The organism is Bradyrhizobium sp. ISRA436 (assembly GCF_029910015.1).
In the GTDB taxonomy this organism is placed as follows: Bacteria; Pseudomonadota; Alphaproteobacteria; order Rhizobiales; family Xanthobacteraceae; genus Bradyrhizobium.
Genome location: NZ_CP094519.1, coordinates 6395290 through 6420918 on the forward strand (window position 1 = coordinate 6395290; position 25629 = coordinate 6420918).

The following is a 25629-nucleotide window of genomic DNA, read 5'->3' on the forward strand; positions in this document are numbered from 1 at the left end:
TCCAAAATCCGAGAACCGTTTTGCAGGGATTGCGAGCGACTAGAACGACAGCGACGACACGACCCGGACCTTCTGGCTCGGATCGAGCTTCTGCACGCCGAGCGCCACCACCTTGGCGCCTTCGTCGACGCCGCCGGAGATGACGACGCTGTCGCTCTCGTAGGACTTCACCTTGACCGGCTTCAGCGCGACCTTCCCCTTGTCATCGACGATGAAGAGCGAGGGATCGCCGCCCTGGCTGTACAGCGCCGAGAGCGGCAGCTTGGCGACGCGCTCGCTCGCATTGTCGGCCAGGGTCAGCGTCGCGGTCATGCCGAGCGAGACGGAGTCGTCAGCATCGGGCAGCGAGAATTTTGCGAGATAGGTGCGCGTTGCGGGATCGGCCGACGGTGCGACCTCGCGCAGCTTCGCGGCATAGGTCTTCTTGGCGTCCGACCACAGCGTCACCGTGGCTACGCCCGACCTGGCACGAGCGAGAAGCGTCTCTGGGATCGCGACGACAGCTTCCTTCTCGCCAAGTCGGGCGACACGGATCGCAGCCTGGCCCGCGGCAACCACCTGGCCGGGCTCGATCATGGTCGCGGTGACGACACCCCGGGTGTCGGCCACCAGCGTTGCGTAAGAGAGGGAATTCCTGGTCAGTTCGACCGAGCGCTCGGCGCGGTTCAGCCGCGCGCGCGCCTCGTCGGCGGCGGCCTTGGCGGAATCGAGCTGCGCGTCGGTGGTCCAGCCCTTGGCCTTCAAATCCTTGGCGCGCTGCTCGGCGGCGGCGGCTTGCGCCAGCACGCCGGTGGCGGCGCTGAATTCCGCCTCGGCCTGCTCGGCCTGCAGCTTCAGATCGACCTCGTCGAGGGTGGCCAAGGGCTGGTCGACGTCGACTGTCTGTCCGACTTCGACCAGCCGCTTGGCCACCTTGCCGGCAACCCGAAAGCCCATATCGGCTTCGATCCGGGGCTTGATCGTGCCGACAAAACTGCGCTCAGGGGTCTCGGCTTCGTAATGCACGGTCGCCACCAGAACGGGGCGTCCGGGATCGGCCTTTTCGGCCGTCTTCTCGTTGCAACCAGTCAACGCGAATACGGCAAAAGCCAGCGATGCTCCCGTCAAGAGCCTGTAATAGCTGGACAAAACGGAACGAACGAACATCGACGCTCTCCATCGGCTGACGACTGATGAAGAGTATCGATTTATCACTGATAAATGTCAATATTCGTCAGAGATAACCAATTCGTGAGGCTCGGATCGGCGTGGAACTTGCGGACGTGGAGGCTTGGAAAATGCGCAGCCCGGGATGAAGCGAAGCGAAATCCGGGAACTGTGCATGGGGTTGTTTTCGACCTTTTGGTCCAGCCGAGGGGCTGGATTACGTAAATACCTGTCCAATACGCCGGCATATCCGCGTCAGATGTCGCAGGATGGGTGGAGCGAAACAGCGCAATCCAGGCTGCGACGGGTCAGCCTGATCCTACGCAGGCGTCATCGCTACCCTGCTCCGGCGAACTCGGTCTTGGTCTCGTGGCTACCGAGGAAGACGAGGAGGCCCGCGATCAACGGCAGCAGCGACAGCACGAGCAGACCCGTGGACGTGCTGCCGGTCGCCTCCTTGACCCAGCCGATCAGATAGGGGCCGCCGAACCCGGCAAGATTGCCGATCGAGTTGATCAGCGCGATCGCGCCGGCGGCCGCGGTGCCGGAAAGCCAGGCGGTCGGCAGCGTCCAGAACACCGCGAAGGTGCAGAACACGCCGATCGCCGCGATCGTCAGCACGATCATGGTCAGGGTGGGGTCGGTGATGTAGCTGGAAACGCCGAGCGCCAGCGCGGTGAGCAACAGCGGACCGCCGACATGGAAGACGCGCTCGCGCGTGGCATCCGAACGGCGCGCCCACAGGATCATCGCGATGGTGCCGAACACGTAGGGAATCGCCGTGACGAAGCCGGTCTGCGCATTGGTGAGGCCGAATGCCTTGACGATCTGCGGCAGCCAGAACTGCATGCCGTAGAGCGCGGCGACGAAACCGAAATAGATCGCGCTGAGCGCCAGCACCCTCGGCGAGGTCAGCGCCTCAGCCAGCGAGACGTGCTTGACCGCCTGCTTGGCCGCGACCTCGGCATCGAGCTTCGACTTCAGCCAGGCCTTCTGCTCCGACGTCAGCCAGTCCGCCCTCTCCGGCCTGTCGGTGAGATAGAACCAGGTGACGAGGCCCAGCAGCACCGAGGGGACGCCCTCGATGATGAACAGCCACTGCCAGCCCTTGAACCCCATCACGCCGTCGAGCCCGAGCAGCAGGCCCGACATCGGCGCGCCGATCACCGTCGAGATCGGGACGGCGAGTGCGAAGGCCGCCAGGAAGCGGGCGCGATACTCGGCCGGATACCAATAGGTGAGATAGAGGATGATGCCGGGGAAGAAGCCGGCTTCGGCCACGCCGAGCAGGAAGCGCAGCGCGTAGAAGCTCCGCTCATCATAGACCGCCGCCATCAGCGCCGAAAGAATGCCCCAGCTCACCATGATGCGGGCGATCCAGCGGCTGGCGCCGAACATCTCCAGCGCCAGATTGCTCGGTACCTCGAAGATGAAATAGCCGATGAAGAAGATGCCGGCTCCGAAGGAGAACACCACCGGCGAGAACTTCAGCTCCGCATTCATGGTGAGCGCCGCGAAGCCGAGATTGACGCGGTCGAGATAGGAGAAGAAGTAGGCCAGGATCAGGAACGGGATCAGCCGCCAGGAAATCGCGCGGATGGTGGACGTCTCGATCTCGCTGCGGACGCCGCTGCTGGGCGCGATGGTCGCTGTCTGGCTCATCTGTTTCCCCAAGGTATCTGCGTGCGTCGACGATTATTGACTGGCAGCGCGTTGAGCAATGGCAAAATCTCATAGCACACAGCGTCAAACGGGAACCACGGCGACGCCGAGCACGCTCGGGCGGATCTTCTCGATGTGGAACATGGTGGCGTATGCTGCGGGGATCGGGCTTGGCGCAGCGATCGACCAATTGCAACCGTCATTGGGCGCGGAGCGAAGCAATCCATCGCTCCGCATATGCGGTGGAATGGATCGCTTCGCGGAGCCTGTCATCGGGCGCATTCGCGCGACCCGATGGTTCGCAATAACTGGGGAAATCCGGCCCTACTCCGCGAGCTGAAAGCGCTCGAAGCGGTCGAGCTCGTCCTCGATCTGGCGCTTCAGCTCCTTGCGCGCGGCCTGCTTCCGGCCGTTGCCGACCCAGCTCCATTTCTGCATCAGGAGCGTCTTGTTCTGCCGGTCGGTCTTCAGGTCGAGAGCGGCAACGATATCGTCGCCGACCAGCACCGGGAGCGCGAAATAGCCGAACACGCGCTTGTCTTTCGGCACATAGGCCTCAAAGCGATGGCCGTAGCCGAAGAACAGCTCGGTGCGCTTGCGCTGGATGATCAGGGGATCGAACGGCGACAGGATGTGGACCAGCCCGGAGTCGCCCTCGCCTACCGGCTCCAGCACGTCCGGTCGTGCCCAGTGCTCCTGCTTGCCGGCGCCTTCCAACGCCACAGGCACGAGCTCCTTGCGGCGGACGCGGGCATCGATCAGGCGACGCACTGCCGTCTTGCTGGGCGCGTCGAGGTGACAGATCGAGTCCAGGCTGGCGATGCCCTGCGCGCGCAGCGCGCGGTCGAGCAGATAGGCCGTGATCCCGGATGCGGAAGCCGGCTTCGGCGGCTTGTGCCAGCCGAAATGCCGGGCCGTCAGCTCGTAGGTCTTCAGCATGCCGTTGCGCTCGCTGATGGTGACCACACCGCCATAGAAGGCAAGCTGCAGCGCGCGCTTCGAGGGCTTCCGGCTCGCCCAGAGATGTTCCTTCTCGGTCAGCACATCGTCATCGATGTCGCGGATGGTGAGCGGACCGGCGCGCACCAGCCGCATCACCTTGCGGGTATCGGCCGGCGTCACCGACGAGAACCATTTGTGGCCGTCACGCTTGTGCGCCTTCATCGCCGGCAGGAAAAAGCTGATGTCCTTGGACGGAATGTAGGACAGCGCATGCGTCCAGTACTCGAACACGCTCTTCTCCACGCTCTGCGCCTGCTTGAGGTCGGCGCGGCGGTAATCCGGAATGCGGGAGAACAGGATGTGGTGATGGCAGCGCTCGATCACGGCGATGGTGTCGATCTGCACATAGCCGAGATGGTCGACGGCCGCGGCCACGGCCGAAGCCCCCTCGCCGAACGGCGCCCTGGTGTCGAGCCGCTGCGCGCGCAGCCAGATGCGGCGGGCGTCGGCATTGCTCAACGGAAGGGGTTCGGTCGCGCGGGGCATTTCGCTGCAATGTAACGAGATTCGCGCATCCGTGGAGGGCGGTCCGGCGGATAGCTGGTCGAACCGGGGCGAACGACGATGACGTGGGCAGACGCGGCACAGCTTCCGGCGACGGGATTCTAAACCGTCCGCCTTCGCCTCTCATTCCCGGTGCGGCGACGCATGAGTGCCGGCAACCCCAACGTGATCTAGATCACATTCGTGACTTTGAACCGGTCCTACCGTCGCAGCATCAAAATGACTGCAAGCCGGATTGGCTCGCGTCAAAGTCGAGGATCATCCCATGACCCGCTCTCGTGTCCTTTCCCTTCTGATCGGCGCCTCGCTGTCGATGACGGCGGGTCTCGCACTGGCTGGTGACAACATCGTCCCTGCCGACCAGATCCTGACCGCGCTGAAGCCCAAGCCGGTGACCCGGAGCCTGGCGGCCGGCGCGCAAGTCGATCCGGCCGTCTCGGCCAAGGAGACGACCTTCCTCAACAGCGTCCGCAACCGGCAGGCCCGATCGCTGTCGCGCATCGAACGCCAGGAGATCGCCGAGATCGCTGCCAACAAGCCGAAGATCGATCTGGAAATTCACTTCGACTACAACTCGGCCGAGATCAACAAGGGCTCGACCCAGACCGTGCAGGAGCTCGGCAAGGCGCTGTCCGACCCGAGCTTGCGGGGTTCGACCTTCCTCATCGCCGGCCATACCGATGCCATCGGCGGCGAGGGCTACAATCAGGATCTGTCGGAACGCCGTGCCGACACGATCAAGACATACCTGGTCGAGCACTACGGCCTGAACGGATCCAACCTCGTGACCGTCGGTTACGGCAAGACCCGGCCGAAAGACCCCAACGCGCCGTTCGACCCAACCAACCGCCGCGTGCAAGTCGTGAATATGGAAGCCAAGACCGCGTCGCAGTAACGCCAACACCATCGATCCGCCTGCCGCATCGGCAGGCCAAACGCCGGAACCAAATTTGCTGGAGCCGGGTCTCCGGTACGGATTCCCGGATCAGATCCAGTTCTGGAACAGCATCAGCCGATTGAAGGTCGCCATCGAGGTTTCGATGAAGGCGGCCGTGATTGGCAGCATTGCGACGAACCCCGCGCATCCGACGGCCACGAACGCCCAGAGCAGCCAGCGCGGTGCGGGCTTGCGCGTCAAGGCATAGACCAGGACGAAGCTCGCCGTGGTCGCTGCGGGCAGGTAGTAATAGATGAAGCCGAGCGTCCGCGGCAGCAGCGCCCAGGCGAGATACGGGCCCAGGTAAAACGCCAGCACCAGGAACGCATCGTGCCTGCGCGCGACGATCCAGTCACGCAGCGCGACGACAAGCGCGATGAGTGCCGGCCAGAGGATCACCGGGTTGCCGAGAAGGACGATCGCCTCGATGCGGCCATCGTCCATCTTGTCGAACAGATACCAGACTGGCCGCACCAGGAACGGCCAGGACGGCCAGGAGCTCATGTAGGTATGGCCCGCGATTGCGCTGGTCGTGTTGTCGGCAAAGATGCGGCGCTGCGCCTCCACGAGGTCGGAGAACGAAAGGCCATACAGCGGCACGAAGGTTACGAAATAGACGACCGCGGGGATCAGCACGAAGCAGGCAATGAAGTGATGGAGGCGGAAATCCGGCCACAGATCCGGCCGGTACCAGTCCTCGGTATTGCCGTCGGCAAAGCGCGTGCGCCAACCCTGCATCAGGCGGATTGCCGCCACTGTCGCGATGCAGGTCGCGAGCACGAACAGTCCACTCCATTTGCAGGCAGTCGAGAGACCGGCGGCAAGCCCCGCCAGCGCGAAAGCAATCTGCGGCCGCTGCTGCCTGAAACCACGGATGAAGGCCGCGATCGCGAACAGGCTAAAGGCGAGTGCGAAAATATCCAGCATCGCGATCCGCGACTGCACGACCAGCATCTGGTTGAAGAAGGCGAGCAGCACGGCGGCGAGCGCGCGCGCCTGCGATGCGAACACCGCGAGTCCGCCGAGATAGACGCCGACCAGCGCAAGCGCGCCGAACAGCGTCGCGGGGTAGCGCCACCCCAACGGCCCGTCGCCCAGCACCTTGATCGAGAGTGCGATGATCTCCTTGGCGAGCGGCGGATGCATCGGGTTGAGGATCGGCTCCTGGACGTCAGGCAAGAGCATCTGCCGCGCCGCCGGCACGTAATGCACCTCGTCGAAATAGAGCTTGTCCGGCGTGGTGATCCCGACCAGCAGCACGGCCTGGGCGACGGCGAAGATGGCGGCCGCGATGATCGCCGTGCGCGCGGCGGAACGCCGCGGAACGGAATATGACTCGGATACGATGTTCACGGATCGACTGTGCTGCAACGGATGCTTGTGTGATCGAAGTGTGAGCTACGCCGACCTCGTCGCGTGTGACGCGTGCGATCTGTGTGATGGAAGCTCACTCTCATGCCCATCTCGTTGAGCGAATTCGAATCCATCGGCACTAACCATCCAATAAGCTCAGCGCTGTTTGTGACAAATATACAATATCTGATGCAGGCGCGATCCGGTACGATGACAGGACAGATCGATCGGTTTTGAAATGCATTGGCGTCACAGTTTTTTCTCAATTCTTACGCTCGGTTTTGCAGTCGCGCTGACGGCACGTCCCGTCCAGGCGCAGACCCGTGTCGGGGAGGCGGCCGTCGTCAAGAACGAGGTCGTTCGCGTGGCCGCATCATCGACGACGCAGATCAATGTCGGCGATGCCCTGCTTCGCGATGAAGTCGTCCGCACCGGTCTCGACAGCGCCACTCGACTGGTGATGGCCGACAGCACCAACCTCGCGCTCGGACCGAGCGCGACGATCAAGCTCGATCGCACCGTGTTCGACGACGAGCATCATTATCGCGACGTCGCGATCCGCCTGACATCGGGTGCATTCCGCTTCGTCACCGGCCATTCGGACAAGGCCGCCTACAAGATCACGACGCCGCTTGCGACGATCGGCGTTCGCGGCACCGTGCTCGACATCCTGTCACAGCGCGGCAGGACCACCGTGGTGCTGCAGGAAGGCGCCTCGACCGTTTGCACCACGAGCCGGCAGTGCCTCGACCTGACCCAGCCGGGCGATACCGCGATCATCACCTCGACCGGCGGCCGCACGACGCTTCAGAAGACCAGCAATTCGCCTTGGACGTTTGCCGCGACCTGCAGCAAGGCGGCAGGCCTCTGTTCGGTTACGCAGTATGCGGATGCGACACCGGTGACCCAGCCGGTCGACGACGATCCCACCGGCATATTGTGCGGGCGATGATCATGGCACGAGGCATGCGCAACCGGATCCCGGCCGCCGCGCTGACCGCGGTGTTGGCGCTTGCGATGATGCAGGCACTGGGCACGTCGGCCCGGGCCCAGTCGCCGACGCCGACGCCCACACCGACCTACACCCCAATCCCGACACCGACGCCGACCCCGTCATATACCTCCACCCCTACGCCTACTCCGACGCCGACGATCACCCCCACACCGACACCAACGGTCACCCCTACACCGACGCCGAGCCCATCGCCGTCACCGACCCCGATCACCGGCGCGCCGTCGAGCGGCAGCTCGATCAACGGCCTGGCCGACCAGCGCTTCAACCAGATGATCACCAACCGCGTGCTCGGTTCGGTGCTGCTCGGCGTGAACGAGCAGGTCAATTGCGACGACTGTGTCAGCGCCTTCGGCTCGGCCGGCTCGTTCTCGGCCGGCATCCACGGCCGCAAGACCATCACGCCCAATCTGTCGCTGCTCGCGGGCATCGCCTACACGCAGTACGGCGAAGGCGGCTACAACGTCACCAGCGCGCCGATCGGCGCCTTCGCGCTGCGCTACGATTTCGTCGACTGGGGCTCTTCCCGGCCGTTCTTCGATATCGGCGCCATCCTCTCGCCGTTCGAGAAGGCGCGCTACACCCGCACCTATGCTACGAGCCTGGGCGCGGTATCGATAACCGGCGAAACGTCGAGCGAGAACTACGGTGTCTACGGACGCGCGGGCTGGATCACACGGATGTCACCGCGCGACGAGGTCGCAGCCTCGGTCGAGGTCTGGCAGTTGTGGCAGCGGGTCAAGGGCTACAGCGATCCCCCCGTCGCATTCAACCCGTTCGACGCCTCGATCGCCGACGGCACCGATCGCACCAACCTGGTCAAGATCGGCGGCCAATGGACGCACCTGTTCGGATCGAGCGTCGAGGCCAACATCAATGGCGGCTGGGTGCAATCCTTCGCCACCCATTCCGGCATCGTCGCCACCGTCACCGGCGACGGCACGATCGTGCCGGCGCTCGGCAACCAGGGCTGGCTCGAATATGGCGGCCGGCTCGGCTTCCGCATCAGCAAGGGCTGGGTCGCGGACCTCTTCCTCAACGGCACCGCAGGCCCGCAGCCAGTGGGCAACACTATCCACGGCGGCCTCGGCTTGAGGATCAATTATTGATCTGGTGAAATTTGTCGGTGGGCAAAGGCGCCTAGCAGGCTGTTGAAAAAGAGAACGATATTCTCGTTCTGATTCCAATTTGTTCGCCTTCGGATTCGACTCTGTTCATGGCGAAAATGACTTTTTCAACAGCCTGCTAGCGCTGTGCCCACCGAAAAACCATTCGCTCGTCGTGGTGGGCACGCCTCGCTTTGCCCACCTTATACGTGTCGAGCTGGACTACGCTGCTTCCTTCCCCTCATAGGCGCGGCGCAAACCTTCGACGTCGAGCTTGATCATGCCGAGCACGGCCTGCATCACGCGCGCGGCAGCGGCGGCGTCGGGCCCGCCGAGATATTGACCGACGACCGTCGGCACGATCTGCCAAGCCACGCCGTAGCGGTCGCGCAGCCAGCCACATTGCTCGGCCGTGCCACCATTGGCAAGCAGCGCGTCCCAGAGGCGATCGACCTCGGCCTGATCGACGCAGTCGATCCGGAACGAGACCGCGTGGGTGTGCTCCATCTTCATGCCGCCGTTCAGCGCCATGAAGCGCTGACCGGCGAGCGTGAATTCGACCACCAGCACGGTGCCGGCCTTTCCGCCGGGGCTGTCGATAACATTCTTCTGGATCGTCTCGATCCGGGAGTCGGGTAGCAGCGACACGTAGAATTTCGCAGCCTCCTCGGCCTCGCCGTCGAACCACAGGCAGGGGGACACTTTTGACATCAATGAACTCCTTCCAGTGAATGCGATCAGGCCGTGGCCGCGGCGGACTGCGCCTTGGTCGCGGCTTCGACGTCCATCCACATGACTTCCCAGATGTGACCGTCGGGATCCTCGAAGCTGCGGCCATACATGAAGCCGAAATCCTGCTTCGGGCCCGGATCGGCGGAGCCGCCGGCCGCCTTGGCCTTGGTCACGGTGTCGTCGACCGCATCGCGGCCGTCGGCGGAGAGGCAGATCAGCACTTCGCTGGTGGTCTTGGCGTCGGCGATCGTCTTCGGCGTGAACTGCCGGAATTTGTCATGCGTCAGCAGCATGACGTGGATGGTCTCGGAGATCACCATGCAGGAGGCGGTGTCGTCAGAGAATTGCGGATTCCTGGTCGCACCGATCGCCTCGTAGAAGGCGGTGGAACGGGCGAGATTGCTGACCGGCAGGTTGACAAAGATCATTTTGGCCATGAGGCACTCCTTTGGGCGAAACCGTGCCCCAAGGACGAAGCCGGCGAGAGGCTCCCGACATAGCTCCGCAAATCTTCTTTGCGACGTCCTGCCGCAGGCCGGCTTCAGGTGACGATCGGCTTCGGCATGGTCAGGAAGGCCCGCGTCACGTGCCAGAACAGCTCCCGATTGATCGCGAGCGCGACCGAATGCGCGGTGCCGGGCAGAATGATGAACTGCCGGTCGCCGTTCGGCAGCTTGTTGAAGAACTCCTCGAGATCGGGGACGGCGGCGATGCCGTCATATTCGCCGCGGACCAGCAGCGCCGGCGCGAGCACCTTCTCCGGATGCACCACCGGCAGGTTGGCGGTCATGTCGAGATAGGTTCCGGTCGGGATCTGGTCGCCGAACTGGAGCTCGACGTCGGCCAGCGCTTCAATCACCGCCGGATCCGACGTGCCCGGCTTGTCGCGGGTGGCGATCGAGCGGATCATGTCGCGGTCGCGCTTGCGCATGTTGTGGGTGCGATAATAGGCGAGCTGCTCGGCGCGCTTCGCCAGTGTCGGCGATCCTTCGCCCTTGTAGGTGAAGGCGGCGAACACCAGCCGGTCGATGCGCTCGGGCGCCGCCATCGCAAAGGCGCCGGCACGGAGCGCGCCGGAGGATTCGCCGACGAAGTGATATCTCGTCTGCCCGGTCTCACGGGCGATCACCTCCGCCGCAGCCTTCAGGTCTTCGACCCCGCTCGCGATATCGGCATTGCCGGACGTGCGGCCCGACTTGCCGTAGTTCTCGTGATCCATGGTCCAGCAATCGAAGCCATAACGCGCAAATGTGTTCAGCAGGGAATATTCTCCCTTGCCCGGTACGGTGAGGTCGAATGCGCGCGACGTCACCGATGAGCCGTGGACGAAGAACACGACCGGCCGCGCGGGCTCGCCCGGTTTCGGTGCACCGACCCGCTTGCGGAACATCCACAGCGGGATGTCGCCCTTCTTCGCCCAGTATTCGCTGCTCCAGATCTCGCCTTCGATGGAAACCGCGGTGGCGGCCTGCGCCGGCGGCCGGCCGAGCACTCCTGCTGCCGCGGCAGCGCCAATGCCCTTGATGACGGTGCGGCGCGGTTGGTCGGACTGCATCATGGCTCGTCTCCCCTTCCGGATTGCCTTGTCGGAGCCTGTGCGATCGAGCATAGCAGCGTGCACGCGACGCTGCGAGCGCACGCCTGATGCCGGCATCTCACGATGACAAAATTCCCGCACGATTTTGTGAACGCGGCTGCCGGCGTTCGGCGCGGACGACGGATGGGGTTGGGCCTAGTCTCCGCGGCGGTCCGACCGGAAACATCCGGCGCAAAGCGGGAGCGAAGTATGAGCAGCAATCTGACCGAAGAAGAACTTGCCGCTTTGATGCCCTCCGAACTGTGTCAGTACCAGACGCCGATCCCGACGCAGATCGTTGCCAGCGACGAGTTCTATCCCGATCCGCAGAATGAGCGGCAGCGCGAGGTCGAGGCCCGACTGCTCGCGATGGCCGACGATGTTGGCGGCAAACACGGCCTCGACCGCCGCAGGTTCTTCCAGACCGCGGCCGGCATGGCAGCCTCATTTGTCGCAATGAACCAAGTCTACGGCCCGCTGTTCGACGTGACATCGGCGGAGGCCGCGACGCCCGCAATGGCGCAGGAACGCGCCAACGGGCTCAAAGACCAGTTCATCATGGACATGCACACGCATTTCCTGCGCGACGACACCCGGATCACGGGTTTCCTCGAAATGCGCAAGGCCGTCGGCAAGGCCGGCTGGAACAAGGAACTCAGCGATCACGAGCAGACCATCGAGGACCTGAAGTTCAACAACTACAAGAAGGAGATATTTCTCGATTCCGACACCAAGATCGCGCTGATCTCGTCGGCGCCATCGGATATCGAGCAGGACTGGTTCCTGACCAATGAGCAGATGGCCGACGCCCGCAACAAGATCAACGATGAGGCCGGTACGCGGCGCGTGTTCTGTCACGCGATCTTCACACCTGGACAGCCCGGCTGGCTCGACAAGCTCGACGCCGCGCTGGCCTTGAGGCCGGAATCCTGCAAGGGCTACACGATCGGCGACAACACCCACAAGGACATCAGCCGTTATCCCTGGCGGATGGACGACGAGAAGGTCGCCTACAAGGGCTACGAGAAGATGGTGAAGGCAGGCATCAGGAATGTCTGCATCCACAAGGGCCTGTTTCCGCCCGGGATCGAGAAGCAGTATCCGAACCTGCGCGGCTTCGCCGACGTCGCGGATGTCGGCCAGGCAGCCAAGGATTGGCCGCAGCTCAACTTCGTGATCTATCACTCGGCCTATCGCCATGTCGGCGGCGATCCGAAGGTGGCGCTCGCCGAATTCGAACGCACCGGCCGCATCGCCTGGACCAGCGACCTCGCCGGCATCCCCGAGCAATACGGCGTCAGCAATGTTTATGGCGACGTCGGGCAATTGTTCGCCACCACGCTGGTCGCCGAGCCCAATGTCTGCGCCGCGCTGATGGGCACGCTGATCAAGGGGCTCGGCGCCGATCACGTCTGCTGGGGCACCGATGCGCTGTGGACCGGCGCGCCGCAATGGCAGATCGAGGGGCTGCGGCGGCTGGAAATCCCCGAAATGATGCAGAAGAAGTTCGGCTATGCGCCGCTCGGCCCCGCCGACGGCCCGGTGAAATCAGCGATCTTCGGCGATAACAATGCGCGGCTCTACGGCATCCAGCCGAAACGCACGATGCTGGAACTGAACGGCGATCGCTTCGCCATGATGAAGGCGAGGTACGAAAAGGCCGGACCCGAGCCGTCCAACAGGCGCTACGGCTATGTCGTCCCGAACGGCCCGATCGATCACACCGTGTTTGCGTAGGGGCTGGCTCCGTCATTGCGAGCGCAGCGAAGCAATCCACATCTCCGCGTGGAGAAGGATGGATTGCTTCGCTGCGCTCGCAATGACGGAGGATCAACCCTATCTCCCCGTAAAATTCGGCTTGCGCTTCTCGCCGAACGCTTTCGCGCCTTCCTTCAGGTCTTCGCTGTCCTTGATGGCGTCGAGCAGCCTGCGCACCTCGGCGACTGTCTCCAGCGGCCCCTTGGGCATCGCGTCGCGGGCGAGCTTCTTCAGCGTCTGCACGACCAGTGGCGCGTTGCCGGCGATCTTGGCCGCCATCTCCTGCGCCACCGCGACGTGCTGCCCCTTCGGCGCGATCCGGTTGACGAAGCCGATCTGGTAGGCGCGCTCGACCGAGAGCTCCTCGCCGATCAGCAGGAACTCCATCGCGATCTTGTGCGGCATGCGCGCCAGCACCGAGGAGACGCCGCCGCCTGTCGTGCCGATCTTCGCCTCCGGATAGACGAACCGCGTCGTCTCCGAGGCGACGCAGATGTCGGCCATCTGGACCAGCACGAAGCCACCCCCGACGACCCAGCCTGAGGTCGCCGCGATCACCGGCTTGTCGAGCTCGACGCCGAGGCCGGGCACCGCCTGCCACATATTGGCGGGAAAGTCCCTGACATCGGCGCCAACGCAGAAGTATTTCTCCTCGGCCGAGGCCAGCACCGCGACGCGATCATCCCTGTCGCGGAAGCGCCGCCATGTCTCGCGCAGTTCGTCGCACAGCGCGTCGTTGAGCGCGTTGTGCGACGAGAGGCGGTCCATCGTGATGGTCGCGACGTGGTCGGCGCTCTCGTAGCGGACGAGCGTCATGCTGGCCTCCCTGGCTGTTGTTATTCAGTCGCGGCCCAGGCCGCGCCGTTATTTCTTTTCGTCGGGATGCCGGTGCACCGGATCGACCCACAGCACCGTCTCCGGCCTCTCAACCGGCTCGATATCGAGATTGATCGCGACCGCCTCGCCGTCGGATCGCACCAGCACGCACTCCAGCACCTCGTCGCGGCTGGCGTTGATCTCCTGGTGCGGCACGTAGGGCGGAACGAAGATGAAGTCGCCGGGACCGGCTTCCGCAGTGAACTGCAGCTTCTCGCCCCAGCGCATCCGCGCCTTGCCCTTCACGACATAGATGATGCTCTCGAGATGGCCGTGATGATGCGCGCCGGTCTTGGCGTCCGGCTTGATGCTGACGGTGCCCGCCCACAGTTTTTGCGCGCCGACTCGAGCAAAATTGATCGCGGCCTTGCGGTCCATGCCCGCGGTCGACGGCACGTTCGGATCAAGCTGATTGCCGGGAATCACGCGCACGCCATCGTGCTTCCAGCGCTCGTCGTCGTGGTGGTGATGGTCGTGGGAATGGGTGTGATCGTGGGAACCGCTCATCGTTCTTGCTTTCGAAAGTTAGGCTTCGCGCGCAGAACGCTAGCGAAAAAGGCCGCGATCAACAAGGTCACCGCCCGCGAACATTGATGGCCCGGTTGCCGGCCACGAAAGACCGGCCCGGCGGATCGGTCTCTTTCAGGCCGGCGCCGCGGTCAGGCTCGCGGGCGCGGCTTTACGAGCACATCCGGATTGACCACGTTGGTCGGCGTGCCCGCAGCATAGGCCAAGATCTGATCGAAGATATCGGTGAACTGGATCTCGTACTCGTCGCGCGAGACGTAGCCGAGATGCGGCGTGCAGACCACGTTGTCCATGTTCAGCAGCGGATCGAAGGTGTCGCGCAGCGGCTCCTTCTCGTAGACATCGACCGCGGCCATGCCGGGCCGCCCCGCGCGCAGCGCGTCGACCAGCGCGCCCGGCTCAATCAGCGGCGCGCGGCTGGTGTTGACGATCAGCGCCGTCGGCTTCATGCGCGCGAGATCCTCCGCCTTGACGATGCCGCGGGTGGCGTCGACCAGGCGCATATGCAGCGACAGCACGTCGCAGCGCGCGAAGAAGTCGGCCTTGCTGGCTGATGTCTCGTGGTCATCGGCGCGCGCCTTCGCCAGCGCCGCCTCGCGCGCCCAGACCAGCACGTTCATGCCGAAAGCCTTGCCATAGCCCGCCACCACGGCGCCGATGCGACCGTAACCGTAGATGCCGAGCGTCTTGCCGCGCAGGGTGTGGCCGACGCCGACCTGCCATTTGCCGGCTTTCAGCGCGGCCATCTGCTGCGGGATCGCGCGCATCGCCGCAAGGATCAGGCCCCAGGTGAACTCGGCGGTTGCGTAGGACGGCATATCGGCGTGCTGGCTCGACGAGACGATGATGCCGAGCCGCGTGCAGGTTTCAATGTCGATATGCGGGTAGACGCTGCGCTGGCTGATCAGCTTCAGCTTCGGCAGGCGTTCGAGCAAGGGCGTGCGGATCTGCGTTCGCTCGCGGATCAACACCAGCACGTCGGTGTCGCACAGCCGCTCGGCGAGCGCGTCGACGTCCTGGACGTGGTCGTTCCAGATCTTGACGTCGTAACCGTCGAGCTTGCGGAAGCAATCGAGGGTGCGCAGCGTGTCGAAATAATCATCGAGGATCGTGATCTTCACGGCTGCGCCTCCTGTCGTTTTGTGCCGGCTATTTCACGCCCAGCAGTTCGACGTCGAACATCAGCGTCGCGTTCGGCGGGATCACGCCGCCGGCACCGCGCGCGCCGTAGCCGAGATTGGGCGGGATGATCAGCGTGCGCTTGCCGCCCACCTTCATGGTGGCGACACCCTCGTCCCAGCCCTTGATCACGCGGCCCTGCCCGATCGGAAACTCGAACGGCTCGTTGCGGTCGACGGAGGAGTCGAATTTCTTCCCTTTCTGGCCGTTCTCATAGAGCCAGCCGGTGTAGTGCATGACGCAGATCTGGCCGGGCTTCGGCGAGGCGCCGGTGCCGACCTTGCTGTCGATGATCTGGAGGCCTGAGGGCGTGGTCATGGGCTTTCCTGCGGTTTGGGCCGTTGCCGTGCTGATGACAATGGGCGTGGAGATCGCCGCTGCCGCGGCAGCGAATGCGATCCTGATGATGGTGCGTCGTGACGATCGCATCGAAAAAAGTCCCTCTCTTGCTTGATGGTGGCCGGTCAGTAGCCGAGCGCGCAACCGTCCTTGCGCGGATCGGAGCCGCCGGTCAGCGTGCCCTTGTCCCAGTCGATCCAGATCGCCTGGCCGCCGCCGAGCGGCGGGACCACGCTGGTGGTCTTGTGGCCGATCTTCTTCAATCCTTCGACGATCTCTGCCGGCACGCTGTCCTCGAGCTGATAGACGCCCTCGTAATGCAGGCCGCGCGGCATGTCGATCGCTTCCTGCACGTCGCAGCCATAGTCGAGGATGTTGGTCAAAACGTGGGTCTGGCCAACCGGCTGATACTGCCCGCCCATCACGCCGAACGGCATCACGGCCCGGCCGTTCTTCGTCGCAAGCGACGGGATGATGGTGTGCAGCGGACGCTTGCCCGGCGCGATGCAGTTCGGGTGGCCGGGCTGGATGCGGAAACCGCCGGCGCGGTTCTGCAACAGGATGCCGGTCTTGTCGGAGACGATCGCCGAACCGAAGGAATGCGCGATCGAGTTGATGAACGAACACACGTTGCGGTCCTTGTCGACCACCGTGATGTAGACCGTCGACGGATTCATCGGCGGCGCGACGTTGGGCAGGTCGAGCAGCCGGTCCATCCGGATGTTCTTGATGTGCTCGTCGGCGAATTCCCTGGCGAGGATTCCGGCGACGTCGACATGCACATGCTGGGGATCGGCGATATACTGCTCGCGCATCATGTAGGCGATGCGCGCGGCCTCCGCCTCGAGATGGAAGCGCTCGACGCTGAGCGGCTTGAACTTCGTCAGGTCGAAGCGCGAGAGAATGTTCAGCATCACCAGCATGGTGATGCCCGGACCGTTCGGCGGGCATTGCCAGACGTCGTAGCCCTTGTACATCGTGCCGATCGGCGAGGTCGTCTCGGTCGCGTGCGCGGCGAAATCCTCCAGCGTATGCAGGCCGCCGATTCTGCGCAGCGTATCGACCATGTCGGCGGCGATCTCGCCGCTATAGAAGGCGTCGCGACCCTTTTGCGCGATCGCGCGCAGCGTCTTGCCGAGCTCGGGCTGGCGGATCACGTCGCCGGCCACCGCGGGCTTGCCGTACGGCAACAGGTAGCGCTCGGTATTGGTGCCGTTCTTCAGCTTCTCGAACCCGTTCTTCCAGTCGAAGGCGACGCGCGGCGCGACGACGTAGCCCTCTTCGGCGGCCTTGATGGCCGGCTGCAGCAGCCGGTCGAAGCCGAACTTGCCATGGTCCCTCAAGATTACGTCCCAGGCATCGACCGCGCCGGGAATGCTGACGGCATGGGCCGAGGTCAACGGCACCGAGCGAATGTTGCGCTCGAGATACCAATCGACGGTCGCCGCCATCGGCGCGCGGCCGGAGCCGTTATAGGCAACGATCCTGCCCTCGCCCCTCGGTTGAAACAGCGCGAAGCAATCGCCGCCGATGCCGGTCGATTGCGGTTCGATGACGCCGAGCAGCGCACAGGCCGCAACCGCCGCGTCGGCGGCCGTCCCGCCCTTGCGCATGACCTCGATGGCCGCGAGCGCCGCTTCCGGGTGCGACGTCGCCACCATCGCGTTCTGGGCATGGACCGTGGAACGGCCGGCGAAATGGAAATTCCTCATAACGGGGGAGCTCGCTTGATCGTGATCTTCTGACGCCGCTGTGGCGGACGCGGAGTACATGACACATTCATCCCCGGCAGGGCAATGGCTGGTATGCCAGAGGAATTATCACGATAGCGCATGGCTTTGTGGGGTTTCGCCGGCCTGGCCGGCCTGATAAACCCCCGCCATGCCCCTCAAGGTCGCCGCCTTCTACCAGTTCGCTGCGCTGCCCGATTTCCGCGCGCTGCGCGAACCCCTGCGCGCACTCTGCGCCGGCCTCGGTCTCAAGGGCAGCGTGCTGCTGGCGCATGAGGGCATCAATGGCACCATCGCCGGCACCGCCGACGGCATCGATGGCTTTGTCGCGGAGTTGCGGCATGGTCCGCTGTTCGGCGGCCGCCTCGACAATCTCGAACTGAAATTTTCGGACGCCGCACAGATGCCGTTCCAGCGGCTGAAGGTCCGGCTCAAGAAGGAGATCGTGACATTCGGCGACGCCACGGTCGACCCGACGCGGCAGGCCGGCACCTATGTCGACGCCGCCGACTGGAATGCACTGATCGCTTCTCCCGACATACTGCTGCTCGACACCCGCAACGCCTTCGAGGTCGCGATGGGCACCTTCGAGGGTGCGGTGGATCCCAAGATCGCAAGCTTCGGAGAGTTCAAGGCCTTTGCGGCGCGCCAGCTCGATCCCGCGAAGCACCGCAAGATCGCGATGTTCTGCACCGGCGGCATCCGGTGCGAGAAGGCGAGCGCGTACCTGCTCGCGCAAGGCTTTGCCGAGGTCTATCACCTCAAGGGCGGAATTCTGAAATATCTCGAGGCGATGCCGGAGCAGCAGAGCCGCTGGCGCGGCGAATGCTTCGTGTTTGACGAACGCGTCGCGCTCGGCCACGGCTTGCGCCAGCGCAGATCGGAAGGCGCGCCCCATGAATGATGCCACGAAGCTCGGCGACCGGATCGATGCACTGGAGGTCCGGCTGGCCTACCAGGACGAGACGATCGAGATACTAAACCAGACCATCACGGCACAATGGAAGCAAATCGATGCGCTGACGCGCCAGATCGCCGAGCTGCGCGACCGGCTGCAGGAAGCCGAGCGTCACGCGCCGGGACCCGCCAACGAGCGGCCGCCGCACTATTGACCAGCGTCGCTTCGACATGGCGACAGCGGCCGAGCTACATGTTGCTCACCTGGCGTATCGACTTCGTGCCGCTGAAGAACAGGCTGGACAACCGCTGCGCCAGCGCGGTTGCACGGCTTCCTTCGAGGCCCGGGCGCACACAGAGCAAGCGCCTGTGAGGCGGCAGCTCCGGCAAATAGTAGTCCTTCGCCGAAACCAGGAAAGGTGGGATCATTCGTTCGGAGCACGCCGTCAAGCCGTAGCCGGCCCGCGCAGCCTCCAGCCGCAACTGATGATTCGGACTTCTAAATACGATCTTGTATGAAATGTTGTGCTTGGTGAGCGTACGGATCATCCAGTCGTCGCCCGGCCACGCCAGGATCGGAATCGGTGCGCCCGGCCGCAGAACAAAATCCCGCGACCGTACCCATATCGAACGCTCTTCGGCCTCATTGGCGATTGTGACTTCGTCTTCGGTTTCAAGTGACGGGTTGGCATAAACGAGGGCAATATCGATGTAGCCGTCGATCAGCCCCCTGATGATGGCGGGCGACATGTCGGCGTGAACCAGGGTATCGGCGAGCGCGTCGACCGGCTGCAGCTTGAGGAATTCTTCAGCGAGCAGCGTGCTGATCCCGAGTCGCAGCAGCTGCGAACCTCCATTGGCGCCGCCGAGCCGCAACAGTTGATCGTTCGCCTCGAGGATGCGCCTCGCCTGCTGCACAGCGACCTTGCCGAGTTCAGTGGTTGTCGTGCCGTTCGCCGTTCTGACGAAGAGCGCTCTACCAACCAGACTTTGCAGCCGCTTCACCTGCGAGCTGATCGCCGGCTGACTCAGGCCAAGACGTTCTCCTGCCTTCGACAGGCTTCCTGTTTCAGCAATGGCAACAACGGTGCGGATGATCTCAGTAGGAATATTCGAATATTGACGCGGTCTGTGCACCCGGAGGGCTCCAATCTCAGCACGGAACCCAATGACGATGCTTCAACTATACCAACAATTGGTTGCATTCATTGCATAACTCAATTTGTGGCAACATCCGTTTATATGCATCAATGCGTGCATTTCTGCGCGTTGCTACCGGTATCAGGCGACCGACATTTCCCGACGTGTCCTCTATTCACCTGGATTTCTCCAAGCGGACCATCAATTTTATTGATCTCCTCATAAAGCAGCGCGCATCCCATCAAGAGTAGCACGCCCATTTGCGCGGATCTCCGGCACTGCTTCGCGAAAGTGTTCTCATAGTTTTCCTTAATCAACGCCTCGCCACGATGCGGAACAGTTTCGCGTGTCGAGGTGAGCCATGATCAGGTTTTTCCGTTGTCGAAGCGGCGCATCAGCCGTCGAATTTGCACTGATATTGCCGCTGTTCCTCGCCTTCATATTCGGCATCGTCGTGTTCGGTTCGTATCTCGCGATGGTGCATGGCGTTCAGCAGCTCGCCGCCGAAGCAGCACGCTCGTCGGTTGCCGGTATGACCAACAGCGAACGCAGCAGCCTGGCAGCCAGTTACGTCGCCGCCAATGCTTCGACATATCCGCTGCTTGTTCCCGGCAATCTCGCGGTCAGCGCCGCGCCCTCCCCGTCGAACGCAAACGTCTACGTCGTGACCGTCAACTACAACGCGTCCAGCAACTTCATCTACAGCCTGCCGTTCGTCCCTGCTCCTCCGGCAACGATCGTGCGCTCGGCCGCAATCCAGTACGGAGGATTCTAGAATGGCCGCGGTCCTGATGTTGTTGCGACGCTTCCGCGCCGATCATCGAGGCAATTTTGCCATCATGAGCGCGGGTCTCATGACCCTCGTCGTCGGCTGCGCGGGACTGGCGGTCGATCTCGGCACGATCTTCGCGGACCGACGCAAGACGCAGAGCACCGCGGACCTTGCCGCGATCACCGCCGCCAGCAACCTCAATAGTGCGGTCAACGCCGCCACCGCAACGGTGACCCAGAACAACTTTCCGGCCAGCGCGCTGGTCAGCGTGCAGCTCGGCACATACACGGCAAACAGCGCCATCGCGCCGCAGTCCCGGTTCGCAACTCGTGCCGTCGGGACCACCAATGCGGCGCGAGTCACGCTGAACACGCAGACACCGCTCTATTTCGCGCGCTATCTGACCGGCGCGAGGAGCTATACCATCCAGACGTCCGCCACAGCGACCTCGACCGCCATGGCCTCCTTCGCGATCGGCTCACGGTTGCTCGCGCTCAACGGCGGCGTGATCAACGCCATGCTCGGCAGCACGCTGTCGCTGTCGGTCATAGACTATCAGGCCCTGCTCGGCGCACAAATCGATGCGCTCGACTTCCTGTCGGCGCTGGCCACGCGGGTCAACATGACCGGCGTCTCCTACAACACGCTGCTGACCAGCAACATCAAGGTTCCCGACATCATCGCTGCCGCACTGGCAGCGCAGCAGACCACTAACGGCGCGAACCCCGCGACGACCGCGCTGTCGACGATCTCCCAGGCTGTGAGCAGCCTCACGACCAAGATCACTCCCGGCTCGTTGATCGACGTCGGGCCCTTTGCCAACCTCACGGTGGGGCAGATGCCGAAGCTCAGTGCCACCGTTTCGCTCTTCGACCTGTTATCAACGACCGCGCAGATCGCCAACGGCATGAACCAGATCGCGACGTCGGTCGATCTTGGGCTGCCCGGCATCGCCAAAGTGACCGTGCTGGCAACCGTCGGCGAGCGGCCGGTCGGCTCGGGCTGGGTCGCACTCGGCAGCCAGAGCGCGAGCGTCCACACCGCCCAAACCAGACTGCTGGCAACAATCCAGGTGCCCGGCAGCGGCAGCGTCTCCACGATCAACCTGCCGGTCTATGTCGAGGTCGCCTCGGGCACCGCGACGCTCGACGCGGTGTCTTGCGGCCGTCCGAACATCAACACCTCGCAGGTCACGCTGGGCGCCACGCCGGGAATCGTCAATGCGTGGATCGGCGGCGTCACCGCCGCCGACATGACGAACTTCACCATCGCGCCGAACCCGCCGCCCGCGACGCTGGTCAATCTCTCCGGCATCACGGTGACGGGACGTGCCAACGCCTACATGGGCAATACCACGCCGACAAACGTGAACTTCAGCTACAGCGACATTCAGTCGTTGAACATGAAGACGGTGACGACGACCAACTTCACCTCGTCGCTCACCTCGAGCCTGCTCGGCAACCTAGCGCTGAACGTCAATGTCGGCCCGCTCGCGCTTCCTATCCCGGGGCTCGGCGCGACGGTTGCCGGCATTCTGAACGGCGCGACCTCCCCGGTCGATCAGGTCCTGGCGTCTGCGCTTGCAACGCTCGGCGTGAGCATCGGCCAGACCAATCTGTGGGTCATGGGTATTCGTTGCGACGGCGCGGTGCTGGTCAACTAGGGGAAAACGACTGGCTCGGATCGGGGCGGAAGATTGCGGTGAACAAAATCCTGAGGCGGCACAAAGCCGACAGCCAGCGAATCGTGCTGATGAAGCGCGGAACGATCTTCTTCCGCGACACCAGCATTGGATGCCTCGTGCTCAACATCTCGACCGGCGTTGCCGGGCTCGTCGTCGAAAGCGATTCCATTCGCATTCGAGCTCGAGATCGAGAGCGAGCCGATCCGGAGGCGCTGCCTCGTCGCCTGGCGCCTGGAGCGCCGGCTCGGCGTGACATTTGACTGCAACCGGTTGCAGCGCCCCGAGGGAGGGCCGGCCTAGGCCCCGCGATAGAGCGCGAGCATCTTCCGGAAAGCCGCCCCGGAATTGGGCGTCATGCGTGCGGCGTCAGCCACAACAGCATGGCCACAGCCGCCGCGACGATGACGGCCCAAGCGTCACCGTCTTCGAGGCGCCACTGCGCGACGAGCCGGTTCGCGACATTATTGAATTCGGTTTGCATCTGCCGGAGCGCTGCCATCACTTGGCATCGTCGAGACTAGCCGTCCCGGTCGCTGTCATGCCGCGATGGCGCAGGCTGCGTCGCGCTGACCGGATCGGATGCCGGAAAGGTGCCCTCCAGGCCGGCCTGCAACCGGGTATGTGTCTCGCGGTCGGCCGCCTCCGCCTTGCGCGGACTGTCTGCGTGCTTGTCATGCGCGGCAGGATCGAATTTCTCGGCCATATGGTCCTCCCTTACCCAAGCCAACGCACCCGCCGGAACGAGGGTTCCAGATCCGCCTTGGCCCACAGCGACGCACCGTGTATCAGGGGCTTGCAAATTTCTTTCATGCTCAGGAACTTTCGCGTGCCCCAGGATTCCGCGACGAAGCCGCTCATCGACGTCCTGTCGGGCCGCCGCCAGAAAGTGCCGCCGCTCTGGATGATGCGGCAGGCCGGCCGCTATTTGCCGGAATATCGCGCGCTGCGCGCGAAGGCGGGCAGCTTCCTCGATCTCTGCTTCACGCCGGACTATGCCGCCGAAGTCACGCTGCAGCCGATCCGCCGGTTCGGCTTCGACGCCGCGATCATCTTCTCCGACATCCTGGTGATCCCCCACGCGCTCGGCCGCTCGGTCCGCTTCGAGGCCGGCGAAGGTCCGCGACTCGACCCGCTGGCAACACCCGAGCAGATCGCGACGCTCGCCACGGAAGCGGACTTCGGCAAGCTCGAACCGGTCTATGAAGCGCTGCGCCGCGTCCGGCGCGAGCTTGCACCGCAGACCGCGCTGATCGGCTTCTGCGGCGCCCCGTGGACCGTCGCGACCTACATGGTGGCCGGACAGGGCACGCCGGACCAGGCGCCGGCGCGCATGCTCGCCTATCGTCATCCGGACGCGTTCGCAAAGATCATCGACGTGCTGGTGGAGAACTCGATCCAGTATCTGGTCGGGCAGTCGAAGGCCGGCGCCGACTGCCTGCAGATTTTCGACACCTGGGCCGGCATGCTGCCGCCGCGCGAGTTCGCGCGCTGGTCGATCGAACCGGCCAAGCGCATCGTCGCGGGCGTGCGCAGGCACGTCCCGAACGCCCGGATCATCGGCTTTCCGCGCGGCGCCGGCGGCATGCTGCCGACCTATGTCGAGCAAACCGGCGTCGACGCCGTATCCGTCGATTGGGCCGCCGAACCATCGATGATCCGCGAGCGCGTGCAGTCGCACGTCGCGGTGCAGGGTAATCTCGATCCGCTGGCACTGATTACCGGCGGCGCTGCGCTTGATCGTGCGGTGGACGATGTCCTCGAGAATTTCGGCAAGGGGCGGCTGATCTTCAATCTCGGCCACGGCATCCTGCCGGAGACGCCGATCGCCCACGTCGAGCAGATGATCGCGCGAGTACGCGCGTATAAGGGGTGAGACCTGTAGCCCGGATGGAGCACAGCGAAATCCGGGAACCATCCACTCGCACGAGGGATACCCGGATTTCGCTTCGATGCATCCCGGCTACGTCGCCTACCGTGCGTCCTCCAGGATCATGTCCGAGGCCTTTTCCGCGATCATGATCGTCGGCGCATTGGTGTTGCCCGACATCAAGTCCGGCATGATCGACGCATCGACCACGCGCAGACCCTCGATGCCGCGCACTTTGAGCCGCTGATCGACGACCGCGAGCGGATCGTTGCCCATCCGGCAGGTCGAAGTCGGATGATAGACCGTGCTGCCGGTGCTGCGGCAGAACTCGAGCAGATCGTCGTCGCTGACGGTCTTGGAACCCGGATAGACCTCCTCCGCGCAATACTCCTTCAGCGCCGGTGCGGCCAGGATCTTGCGCAGGATGCGGATGCCGTCGATGAACGCGCGCCGGTCGGTCTCGGTCGCGAGGTAGTTGATCCGGATCTCAGGCGGCACGCCCGGATCGGCACTCTTGATCCGCAGCGTGCCGCGGCTTTCCGGCCGCAGCTGACAGACCGATGCGGTGAAGCCCGAAAACGGATGCAGGTTCTCGCCCATCTTGTCGGTCGAGAACGGAATGAAATGGATCTGGATGTCCGGCGTGGCCAGGCGCGGATTAGTCTTGAAGAACGCGCCTGAGGTGCCGGCCGCGATGGTCAGCGGCCCGCGACGCAAGGCGGCATAATGCACACCGGCCCAGATGCGCCGCAGCGGATGGTTGACGACGTCGTTGAGCGTCACCCGCTGCAGACATCGCGTCACGATCCGAACCTGCAGATGATCCTGAAGGTCGTTGCCGACGCCGGGCGCATCGAGCACGACATCGACGCCGTGCTGCTTCAGCAGATCGGCCGGGCCGACGCCGGAGAGCTGCAGCAGTTGCGGCGAATTATACGCGCCGCTTGACACCAGGACTTCCTTGCGCGCCTTTGCTTTGCACAACTGCCCGTTCTGCTTGTACTCCACCGCGCTGGCGCGGCGACCCTCGAACAGGATGCGCTGCGCCAGTGCTGACGTCTCGACGCGCAGATTGCCGCGCGTCAGCGCCGGACGCAGATAGGACTGCGCCGTGCTGGCGCGCCGGCCGCGCCGCGTCGTGGTCTGGAAGAAGCCGGCGCCCTCCTGGGTCGCACCGTTGAAATCCGGATTGGTGGGAATGCCGGCTTCGGCCGCGGCGAGAACGAAGGCCTCCGACAACGGATCATGATGTCGCCAGTCCGACACCGGCAGCGGCCCGCCCTTGCCGTGATATTTGTCGGACCCGCGCTGCTGATCTTCGGCCCGCTTGAAATACGGCAATACATCGTCATAGCCCCAGCCGGCGTTGCCGCGCTGGCGCCAGCGGTCATAGTCCTCGTGCTGGCCACGCACATAGAGCAAGCCGTTGATCGAGCTGGACCCGCCCAGCACCTTGCCGCGCGGCTGGAACACCTGACGGCCGTTCAAGCCCGGCTCCGGCTCGGTCTGGTACATCCAGTTGACGGATTTTTCCTTGAACAGCTTGCCGTAGCCGAGCGGGACGTGGATCCAGATATTGGTATCCTTCGGTCCGGCCTCGAGCAGCAGCACCGAGTGCTTGCCGTCGGCACTCAGGCGATTGGCGAGCACGCAACCGGCCGAGCCGGCACCGACGATGATGTAGTCGAATTCGGCCGCGTCGTTCGACGACGCGCCATGATTGTTGTTGTTCATTCGTTTCCCCCGGCCATACGGCACGTCCGGCGCTCCGCGACGGCGATCGCTTGAGAACCTCAGCGAGGTGCTCGCACGCGTCGCCATGCGTCAGG

26 protein-coding genes are annotated in these 25629 nt (G+C 63.9%); 10 read left to right on the forward strand and 16 right to left on the reverse strand.

Annotation, left to right across the window (positions count from 1 at the left end; all coding sequences use genetic code 11):
• Nucleotides 1–39: 39 nt before the first annotated feature.
• From MTX23_RS29770 to MTX23_RS29780, 3 genes are all read right to left on the reverse strand, one after another.
• Nucleotides 40–1146, reverse strand: a complete 1107-nt coding sequence (locus tag MTX23_RS29770) for an efflux RND transporter periplasmic adaptor subunit (RefSeq protein ID WP_280973685.1) — start codon at nucleotides 1144–1146, stop codon at nucleotides 40–42.
• Between the two features lie 336 nt (nucleotides 1147–1482).
• Nucleotides 1483–2808 carry an MFS transporter gene (locus tag MTX23_RS29775; protein WP_280973686.1) on the reverse strand — a complete coding sequence of 442 codons (1326 nt, stop codon included), beginning with the start codon at nucleotides 2806–2808 and terminating at the stop codon, nucleotides 1483–1485.
• A 324-nt stretch (nucleotides 2809–3132) separates the two neighbouring features.
• Entirely contained in the window at nucleotides 3133–4296 is a 1164-nt protein-coding gene (locus tag MTX23_RS29780; protein ID WP_280973687.1) for a crosslink repair DNA glycosylase YcaQ family protein, read from the reverse strand.
• Nucleotides 4297–4579: 283 nt separating this feature from the next.
• On the opposite strand from MTX23_RS29780, the gene MTX23_RS29785 reads away from it, so the two are divergent.
• Nucleotides 4580–5209 carry an OmpA family protein gene (locus MTX23_RS29785; RefSeq protein WP_280973688.1) on the forward strand — a complete coding sequence of 210 codons (630 nt, stop codon included), beginning with the start codon at nucleotides 4580–4582 and terminating at the stop codon, nucleotides 5207–5209.
• A gap of 90 nt (nucleotides 5210–5299) precedes the next feature.
• Here MTX23_RS29785 and MTX23_RS29790 read toward each other — a convergent pair whose 3' ends face one another.
• Nucleotides 5300–6604: a phospholipid carrier-dependent glycosyltransferase gene (locus MTX23_RS29790; protein WP_280973689.1), complete on the reverse strand. Its 1305-nt coding sequence runs from the start codon at nucleotides 6602–6604 to the stop codon at nucleotides 5300–5302.
• Between the two features lie 238 nt (nucleotides 6605–6842).
• Here MTX23_RS29790 and MTX23_RS29795 point away from each other — a divergent pair, with 238 nt between their 5' ends.
• Together MTX23_RS29795 and MTX23_RS29800 are read left to right on the forward strand one after the other, a co-directional pair.
• Nucleotides 6843–7556 (forward strand): FecR family protein, encoded by a 714-nt coding sequence (locus MTX23_RS29795; RefSeq protein ID WP_280990709.1) that lies wholly within the window; start codon nucleotides 6843–6845, stop codon nucleotides 7554–7556.
• Nucleotides 7557–7558: 2 nt separating this feature from the next.
• Complete coding sequence (locus MTX23_RS29800; protein WP_280973691.1) at nucleotides 7559–8725, forward strand: hypothetical protein; 1167 nt, start codon at nucleotides 7559–7561, stop codon at nucleotides 8723–8725.
• A 219-nt stretch (nucleotides 8726–8944) separates the two neighbouring features.
• On the opposite strand, the gene MTX23_RS29805 is transcribed toward MTX23_RS29800, so the two are convergent.
• The 3 genes from MTX23_RS29805 to MTX23_RS29815 all read right to left on the reverse strand — a co-directional run bounded on the left by MTX23_RS29805 (nucleotide 8945) and on the right by MTX23_RS29815 (nucleotide 11012).
• The gene (locus tag MTX23_RS29805; RefSeq protein WP_280973692.1) at nucleotides 8945–9433 is read right to left on the reverse strand and encodes a VOC family protein; all 489 of its coding nucleotides are present in this window, start codon (nucleotides 9431–9433) and stop codon (nucleotides 8945–8947) included.
• Between the two features lie 26 nt (nucleotides 9434–9459).
• On the reverse strand, nucleotides 9460–9891 hold the full coding sequence (locus tag MTX23_RS29810; protein WP_280973693.1) for a VOC family protein: 432 nt from the start codon (nucleotides 9889–9891) through the stop codon (nucleotides 9460–9462).
• A 104-nt stretch (nucleotides 9892–9995) separates the two neighbouring features.
• Nucleotides 9996–11012, reverse strand: coding sequence for an alpha/beta fold hydrolase (locus tag MTX23_RS29815; RefSeq protein ID WP_280973694.1), 1017 nt, complete (start codon nucleotides 11010–11012; stop codon nucleotides 9996–9998).
• A 228-nt stretch (nucleotides 11013–11240) separates the two neighbouring features.
• Between MTX23_RS29815 and MTX23_RS29820 the strand changes: the two genes are divergently transcribed.
• The gene (locus tag MTX23_RS29820; protein WP_280973695.1) at nucleotides 11241–12767 is read left to right on the forward strand and encodes an amidohydrolase family protein; all 1527 of its coding nucleotides are present in this window, start codon (nucleotides 11241–11243) and stop codon (nucleotides 12765–12767) included.
• A 99-nt stretch (nucleotides 12768–12866) separates the two neighbouring features.
• Here the strand turns inward: MTX23_RS29820 and MTX23_RS29825 are convergent, their stop codons facing one another.
• The 4 genes from MTX23_RS29825 to MTX23_RS29840 all read right to left on the reverse strand — a co-directional run bounded on the left by MTX23_RS29825 (nucleotide 12867) and on the right by MTX23_RS29840 (nucleotide 15743).
• On the reverse strand, nucleotides 12867–13604 hold the full coding sequence (locus tag MTX23_RS29825) for an enoyl-CoA hydratase-related protein (RefSeq protein WP_280973696.1): 738 nt from the start codon (nucleotides 13602–13604) through the stop codon (nucleotides 12867–12869).
• A 48-nt stretch (nucleotides 13605–13652) separates the two neighbouring features.
• Nucleotides 13653–14171 (reverse strand): cupin domain-containing protein, encoded by a 519-nt coding sequence (locus tag MTX23_RS29830; RefSeq protein ID WP_280973697.1) that lies wholly within the window; start codon nucleotides 14169–14171, stop codon nucleotides 13653–13655.
• Nucleotides 14172–14323: 152 nt separating this feature from the next.
• On the reverse strand, nucleotides 14324–15313 hold the full coding sequence (locus MTX23_RS29835; RefSeq protein ID WP_280973698.1) for a D-2-hydroxyacid dehydrogenase family protein: 990 nt from the start codon (nucleotides 15311–15313) through the stop codon (nucleotides 14324–14326).
• Nucleotides 15314–15341: 28 nt separating this feature from the next.
• A complete protein-coding gene (locus MTX23_RS29840; protein ID WP_280978253.1) occupies nucleotides 15342–15743 on the reverse strand; it encodes an FKBP-type peptidyl-prolyl cis-trans isomerase in 402 nt (133 codons plus the stop codon).
• Here MTX23_RS29840 and MTX23_RS29845 point away from each other — a divergent pair.
• The gene (locus tag MTX23_RS29845) at nucleotides 15682–15825 is read left to right on the forward strand and encodes a hypothetical protein (protein ID WP_280978364.1); all 144 of its coding nucleotides are present in this window, start codon (nucleotides 15682–15684) and stop codon (nucleotides 15823–15825) included. The genes MTX23_RS29840 and MTX23_RS29845 overlap by 62 nt on opposite strands.
• Nucleotides 15826–15835: 10 nt before the next feature.
• On the opposite strand, the gene ggt is transcribed toward MTX23_RS29845, so the two are convergent.
• Nucleotides 15836–17422, reverse strand: coding sequence for a gamma-glutamyltransferase (gene ggt / locus MTX23_RS29850; RefSeq protein WP_280973699.1), 1587 nt, complete (start codon nucleotides 17420–17422; stop codon nucleotides 15836–15838).
• A 169-nt stretch (nucleotides 17423–17591) separates the two neighbouring features.
• Here ggt and MTX23_RS29855 point away from each other — a divergent pair, with 169 nt between their 5' ends.
• Both MTX23_RS29855 and MTX23_RS29860 read left to right on the forward strand, forming a co-directional pair.
• Nucleotides 17592–18344, forward strand: a complete 753-nt coding sequence (locus MTX23_RS29855) for a rhodanese-related sulfurtransferase (RefSeq protein ID WP_280973700.1) — start codon at nucleotides 17592–17594, stop codon at nucleotides 18342–18344.
• On the forward strand, nucleotides 18337–18552 hold the full coding sequence (locus MTX23_RS29860; RefSeq protein WP_280973701.1) for a SlyX family protein: 216 nt from the start codon (nucleotides 18337–18339) through the stop codon (nucleotides 18550–18552). The genes MTX23_RS29855 and MTX23_RS29860 overlap by 8 nt, the downstream gene beginning before the upstream one ends.
• A 34-nt stretch (nucleotides 18553–18586) precedes the next feature.
• On the opposite strand, the gene MTX23_RS29865 is transcribed toward MTX23_RS29860, so the two are convergent.
• Nucleotides 18587–19474 (reverse strand): LysR family transcriptional regulator, encoded by an 888-nt coding sequence (locus MTX23_RS29865; protein ID WP_280973702.1) that lies wholly within the window; start codon nucleotides 19472–19474, stop codon nucleotides 18587–18589.
• Between the two features lie 364 nt (nucleotides 19475–19838).
• On the opposite strand from MTX23_RS29865, the gene MTX23_RS29870 reads away from it, so the two are divergent.
• Nucleotides 19839–20252, forward strand: a complete 414-nt coding sequence (locus tag MTX23_RS29870; RefSeq protein WP_280973703.1) for a TadE/TadG family type IV pilus assembly protein — start codon at nucleotides 19839–19841, stop codon at nucleotides 20250–20252.
• A 1-nt stretch (nucleotide 20253) separates the two neighbouring features.
• Nucleotides 20254–21912 (forward strand): pilus assembly protein TadG-related protein, encoded by a 1659-nt coding sequence (locus MTX23_RS29875; RefSeq protein WP_280973704.1) that lies wholly within the window; start codon nucleotides 20254–20256, stop codon nucleotides 21910–21912.
• A 373-nt stretch (nucleotides 21913–22285) separates the two neighbouring features.
• Here MTX23_RS29875 and MTX23_RS29880 read toward each other — a convergent pair whose 3' ends face one another.
• Together MTX23_RS29880 and MTX23_RS29885 are read right to left on the reverse strand one after the other, a co-directional pair.
• Entirely contained in the window at nucleotides 22286–22432 is a 147-nt protein-coding gene (locus tag MTX23_RS29880; protein WP_280973706.1) for a hypothetical protein, read from the reverse strand.
• An 18-nt stretch (nucleotides 22433–22450) separates the two neighbouring features.
• Nucleotides 22451–22636: a hypothetical protein gene (locus MTX23_RS29885; RefSeq protein WP_280973707.1), complete on the reverse strand. Its 186-nt coding sequence runs from the start codon at nucleotides 22634–22636 to the stop codon at nucleotides 22451–22453.
• Between the two features lie 105 nt (nucleotides 22637–22741).
• Between MTX23_RS29885 and hemE the strand changes: the two genes are divergently transcribed.
• Nucleotides 22742–23806, forward strand: coding sequence for a uroporphyrinogen decarboxylase (gene hemE / locus MTX23_RS29890; protein WP_280973708.1), 1065 nt, complete (start codon nucleotides 22742–22744; stop codon nucleotides 23804–23806).
• 96 nt (nucleotides 23807–23902) lie between these two features.
• Here hemE and MTX23_RS29895 read toward each other — a convergent pair whose 3' ends face one another.
• A complete protein-coding gene (locus MTX23_RS29895) occupies nucleotides 23903–25534 on the reverse strand; it encodes a choline dehydrogenase (protein WP_280973709.1) in 1632 nt (543 codons plus the stop codon).
• Nucleotides 25535–25629 lie beyond the last annotated feature (95 nt).

What these genes read in the sequence shown, in the direction of transcription:
- MTX23_RS29775 (WP_280973686.1), bottom strand. Translation starts at nt 2,808, where the DNA reads ATGAGCCAGACAGCGACCATCGCGCCCAGCAGCGGCGTCCGCAGCGAG.
- MTX23_RS29825 (WP_280973696.1), bottom strand. Translation starts at nt 13,604, where the DNA reads ATGACGCTCGTCCGCTACGAGAGCGCCGACCACGTCGCGACCATCACG.
- MTX23_RS29770 (WP_280973685.1), bottom strand. Translation starts at nt 1,146, where the DNA reads ATGTTCGTTCGTTCCGTTTTGTCCAGCTATTACAGGCTCTTGACGGGA.
- MTX23_RS29830 (WP_280973697.1), bottom strand. Translation starts at nt 14,171, where the DNA reads ATGAGCGGTTCCCACGATCACACCCATTCCCACGACCATCACCACCAC.
- ggt (WP_280973699.1), bottom strand. Translation starts at nt 17,422, where the DNA reads ATGAGGAATTTCCATTTCGCCGGCCGTTCCACGGTCCATGCCCAGAAC.
- MTX23_RS29885 (WP_280973707.1), bottom strand. Translation starts at nt 22,636, where the DNA reads ATGGCCGAGAAATTCGATCCTGCCGCGCATGACAAGCACGCAGACAGT.
- MTX23_RS29810 (WP_280973693.1), bottom strand. Translation starts at nt 9,891, where the DNA reads ATGGCCAAAATGATCTTTGTCAACCTGCCGGTCAGCAATCTCGCCCGT.
- MTX23_RS29795 (WP_280990709.1), top strand. Translation starts at nt 6,843, where the DNA reads ATGCATTGGCGTCACAGTTTTTTCTCAATTCTTACGCTCGGTTTTGCA.
- MTX23_RS29875 (WP_280973704.1), top strand. Translation starts at nt 20,254, where the DNA reads ATGGCCGCGGTCCTGATGTTGTTGCGACGCTTCCGCGCCGATCATCGA.
- MTX23_RS29785 (WP_280973688.1), top strand. Translation starts at nt 4,580, where the DNA reads ATGACCCGCTCTCGTGTCCTTTCCCTTCTGATCGGCGCCTCGCTGTCG.
- MTX23_RS29805 (WP_280973692.1), bottom strand. Translation starts at nt 9,433, where the DNA reads ATGTCAAAAGTGTCCCCCTGCCTGTGGTTCGACGGCGAGGCCGAGGAG.
- hemE (WP_280973708.1), top strand. Translation starts at nt 22,742, where the DNA reads ATGCTCAGGAACTTTCGCGTGCCCCAGGATTCCGCGACGAAGCCGCTC.
- MTX23_RS29870 (WP_280973703.1), top strand. Translation starts at nt 19,839, where the DNA reads ATGATCAGGTTTTTCCGTTGTCGAAGCGGCGCATCAGCCGTCGAATTT.
- MTX23_RS29800 (WP_280973691.1), top strand. Translation starts at nt 7,559, where the DNA reads ATGGCACGAGGCATGCGCAACCGGATCCCGGCCGCCGCGCTGACCGCG.
- MTX23_RS29780 (WP_280973687.1), bottom strand. Translation starts at nt 4,296, where the DNA reads ATGCCCCGCGCGACCGAACCCCTTCCGTTGAGCAATGCCGACGCCCGC.
- MTX23_RS29895 (WP_280973709.1), bottom strand. Translation starts at nt 25,534, where the DNA reads ATGAACAACAACAATCATGGCGCGTCGTCGAACGACGCGGCCGAATTC.
- MTX23_RS29815 (WP_280973694.1), bottom strand. Translation starts at nt 11,012, where the DNA reads ATGATGCAGTCCGACCAACCGCGCCGCACCGTCATCAAGGGCATTGGC.
- MTX23_RS29855 (WP_280973700.1), top strand. Translation starts at nt 17,592, where the DNA reads ATGCCCCTCAAGGTCGCCGCCTTCTACCAGTTCGCTGCGCTGCCCGAT.
- MTX23_RS29820 (WP_280973695.1), top strand. Translation starts at nt 11,241, where the DNA reads ATGAGCAGCAATCTGACCGAAGAAGAACTTGCCGCTTTGATGCCCTCC.
- MTX23_RS29860 (WP_280973701.1), top strand. Translation starts at nt 18,337, where the DNA reads ATGAATGATGCCACGAAGCTCGGCGACCGGATCGATGCACTGGAGGTC.
- MTX23_RS29880 (WP_280973706.1), bottom strand. Translation starts at nt 22,432, where the DNA reads ATGGCAGCGCTCCGGCAGATGCAAACCGAATTCAATAATGTCGCGAAC.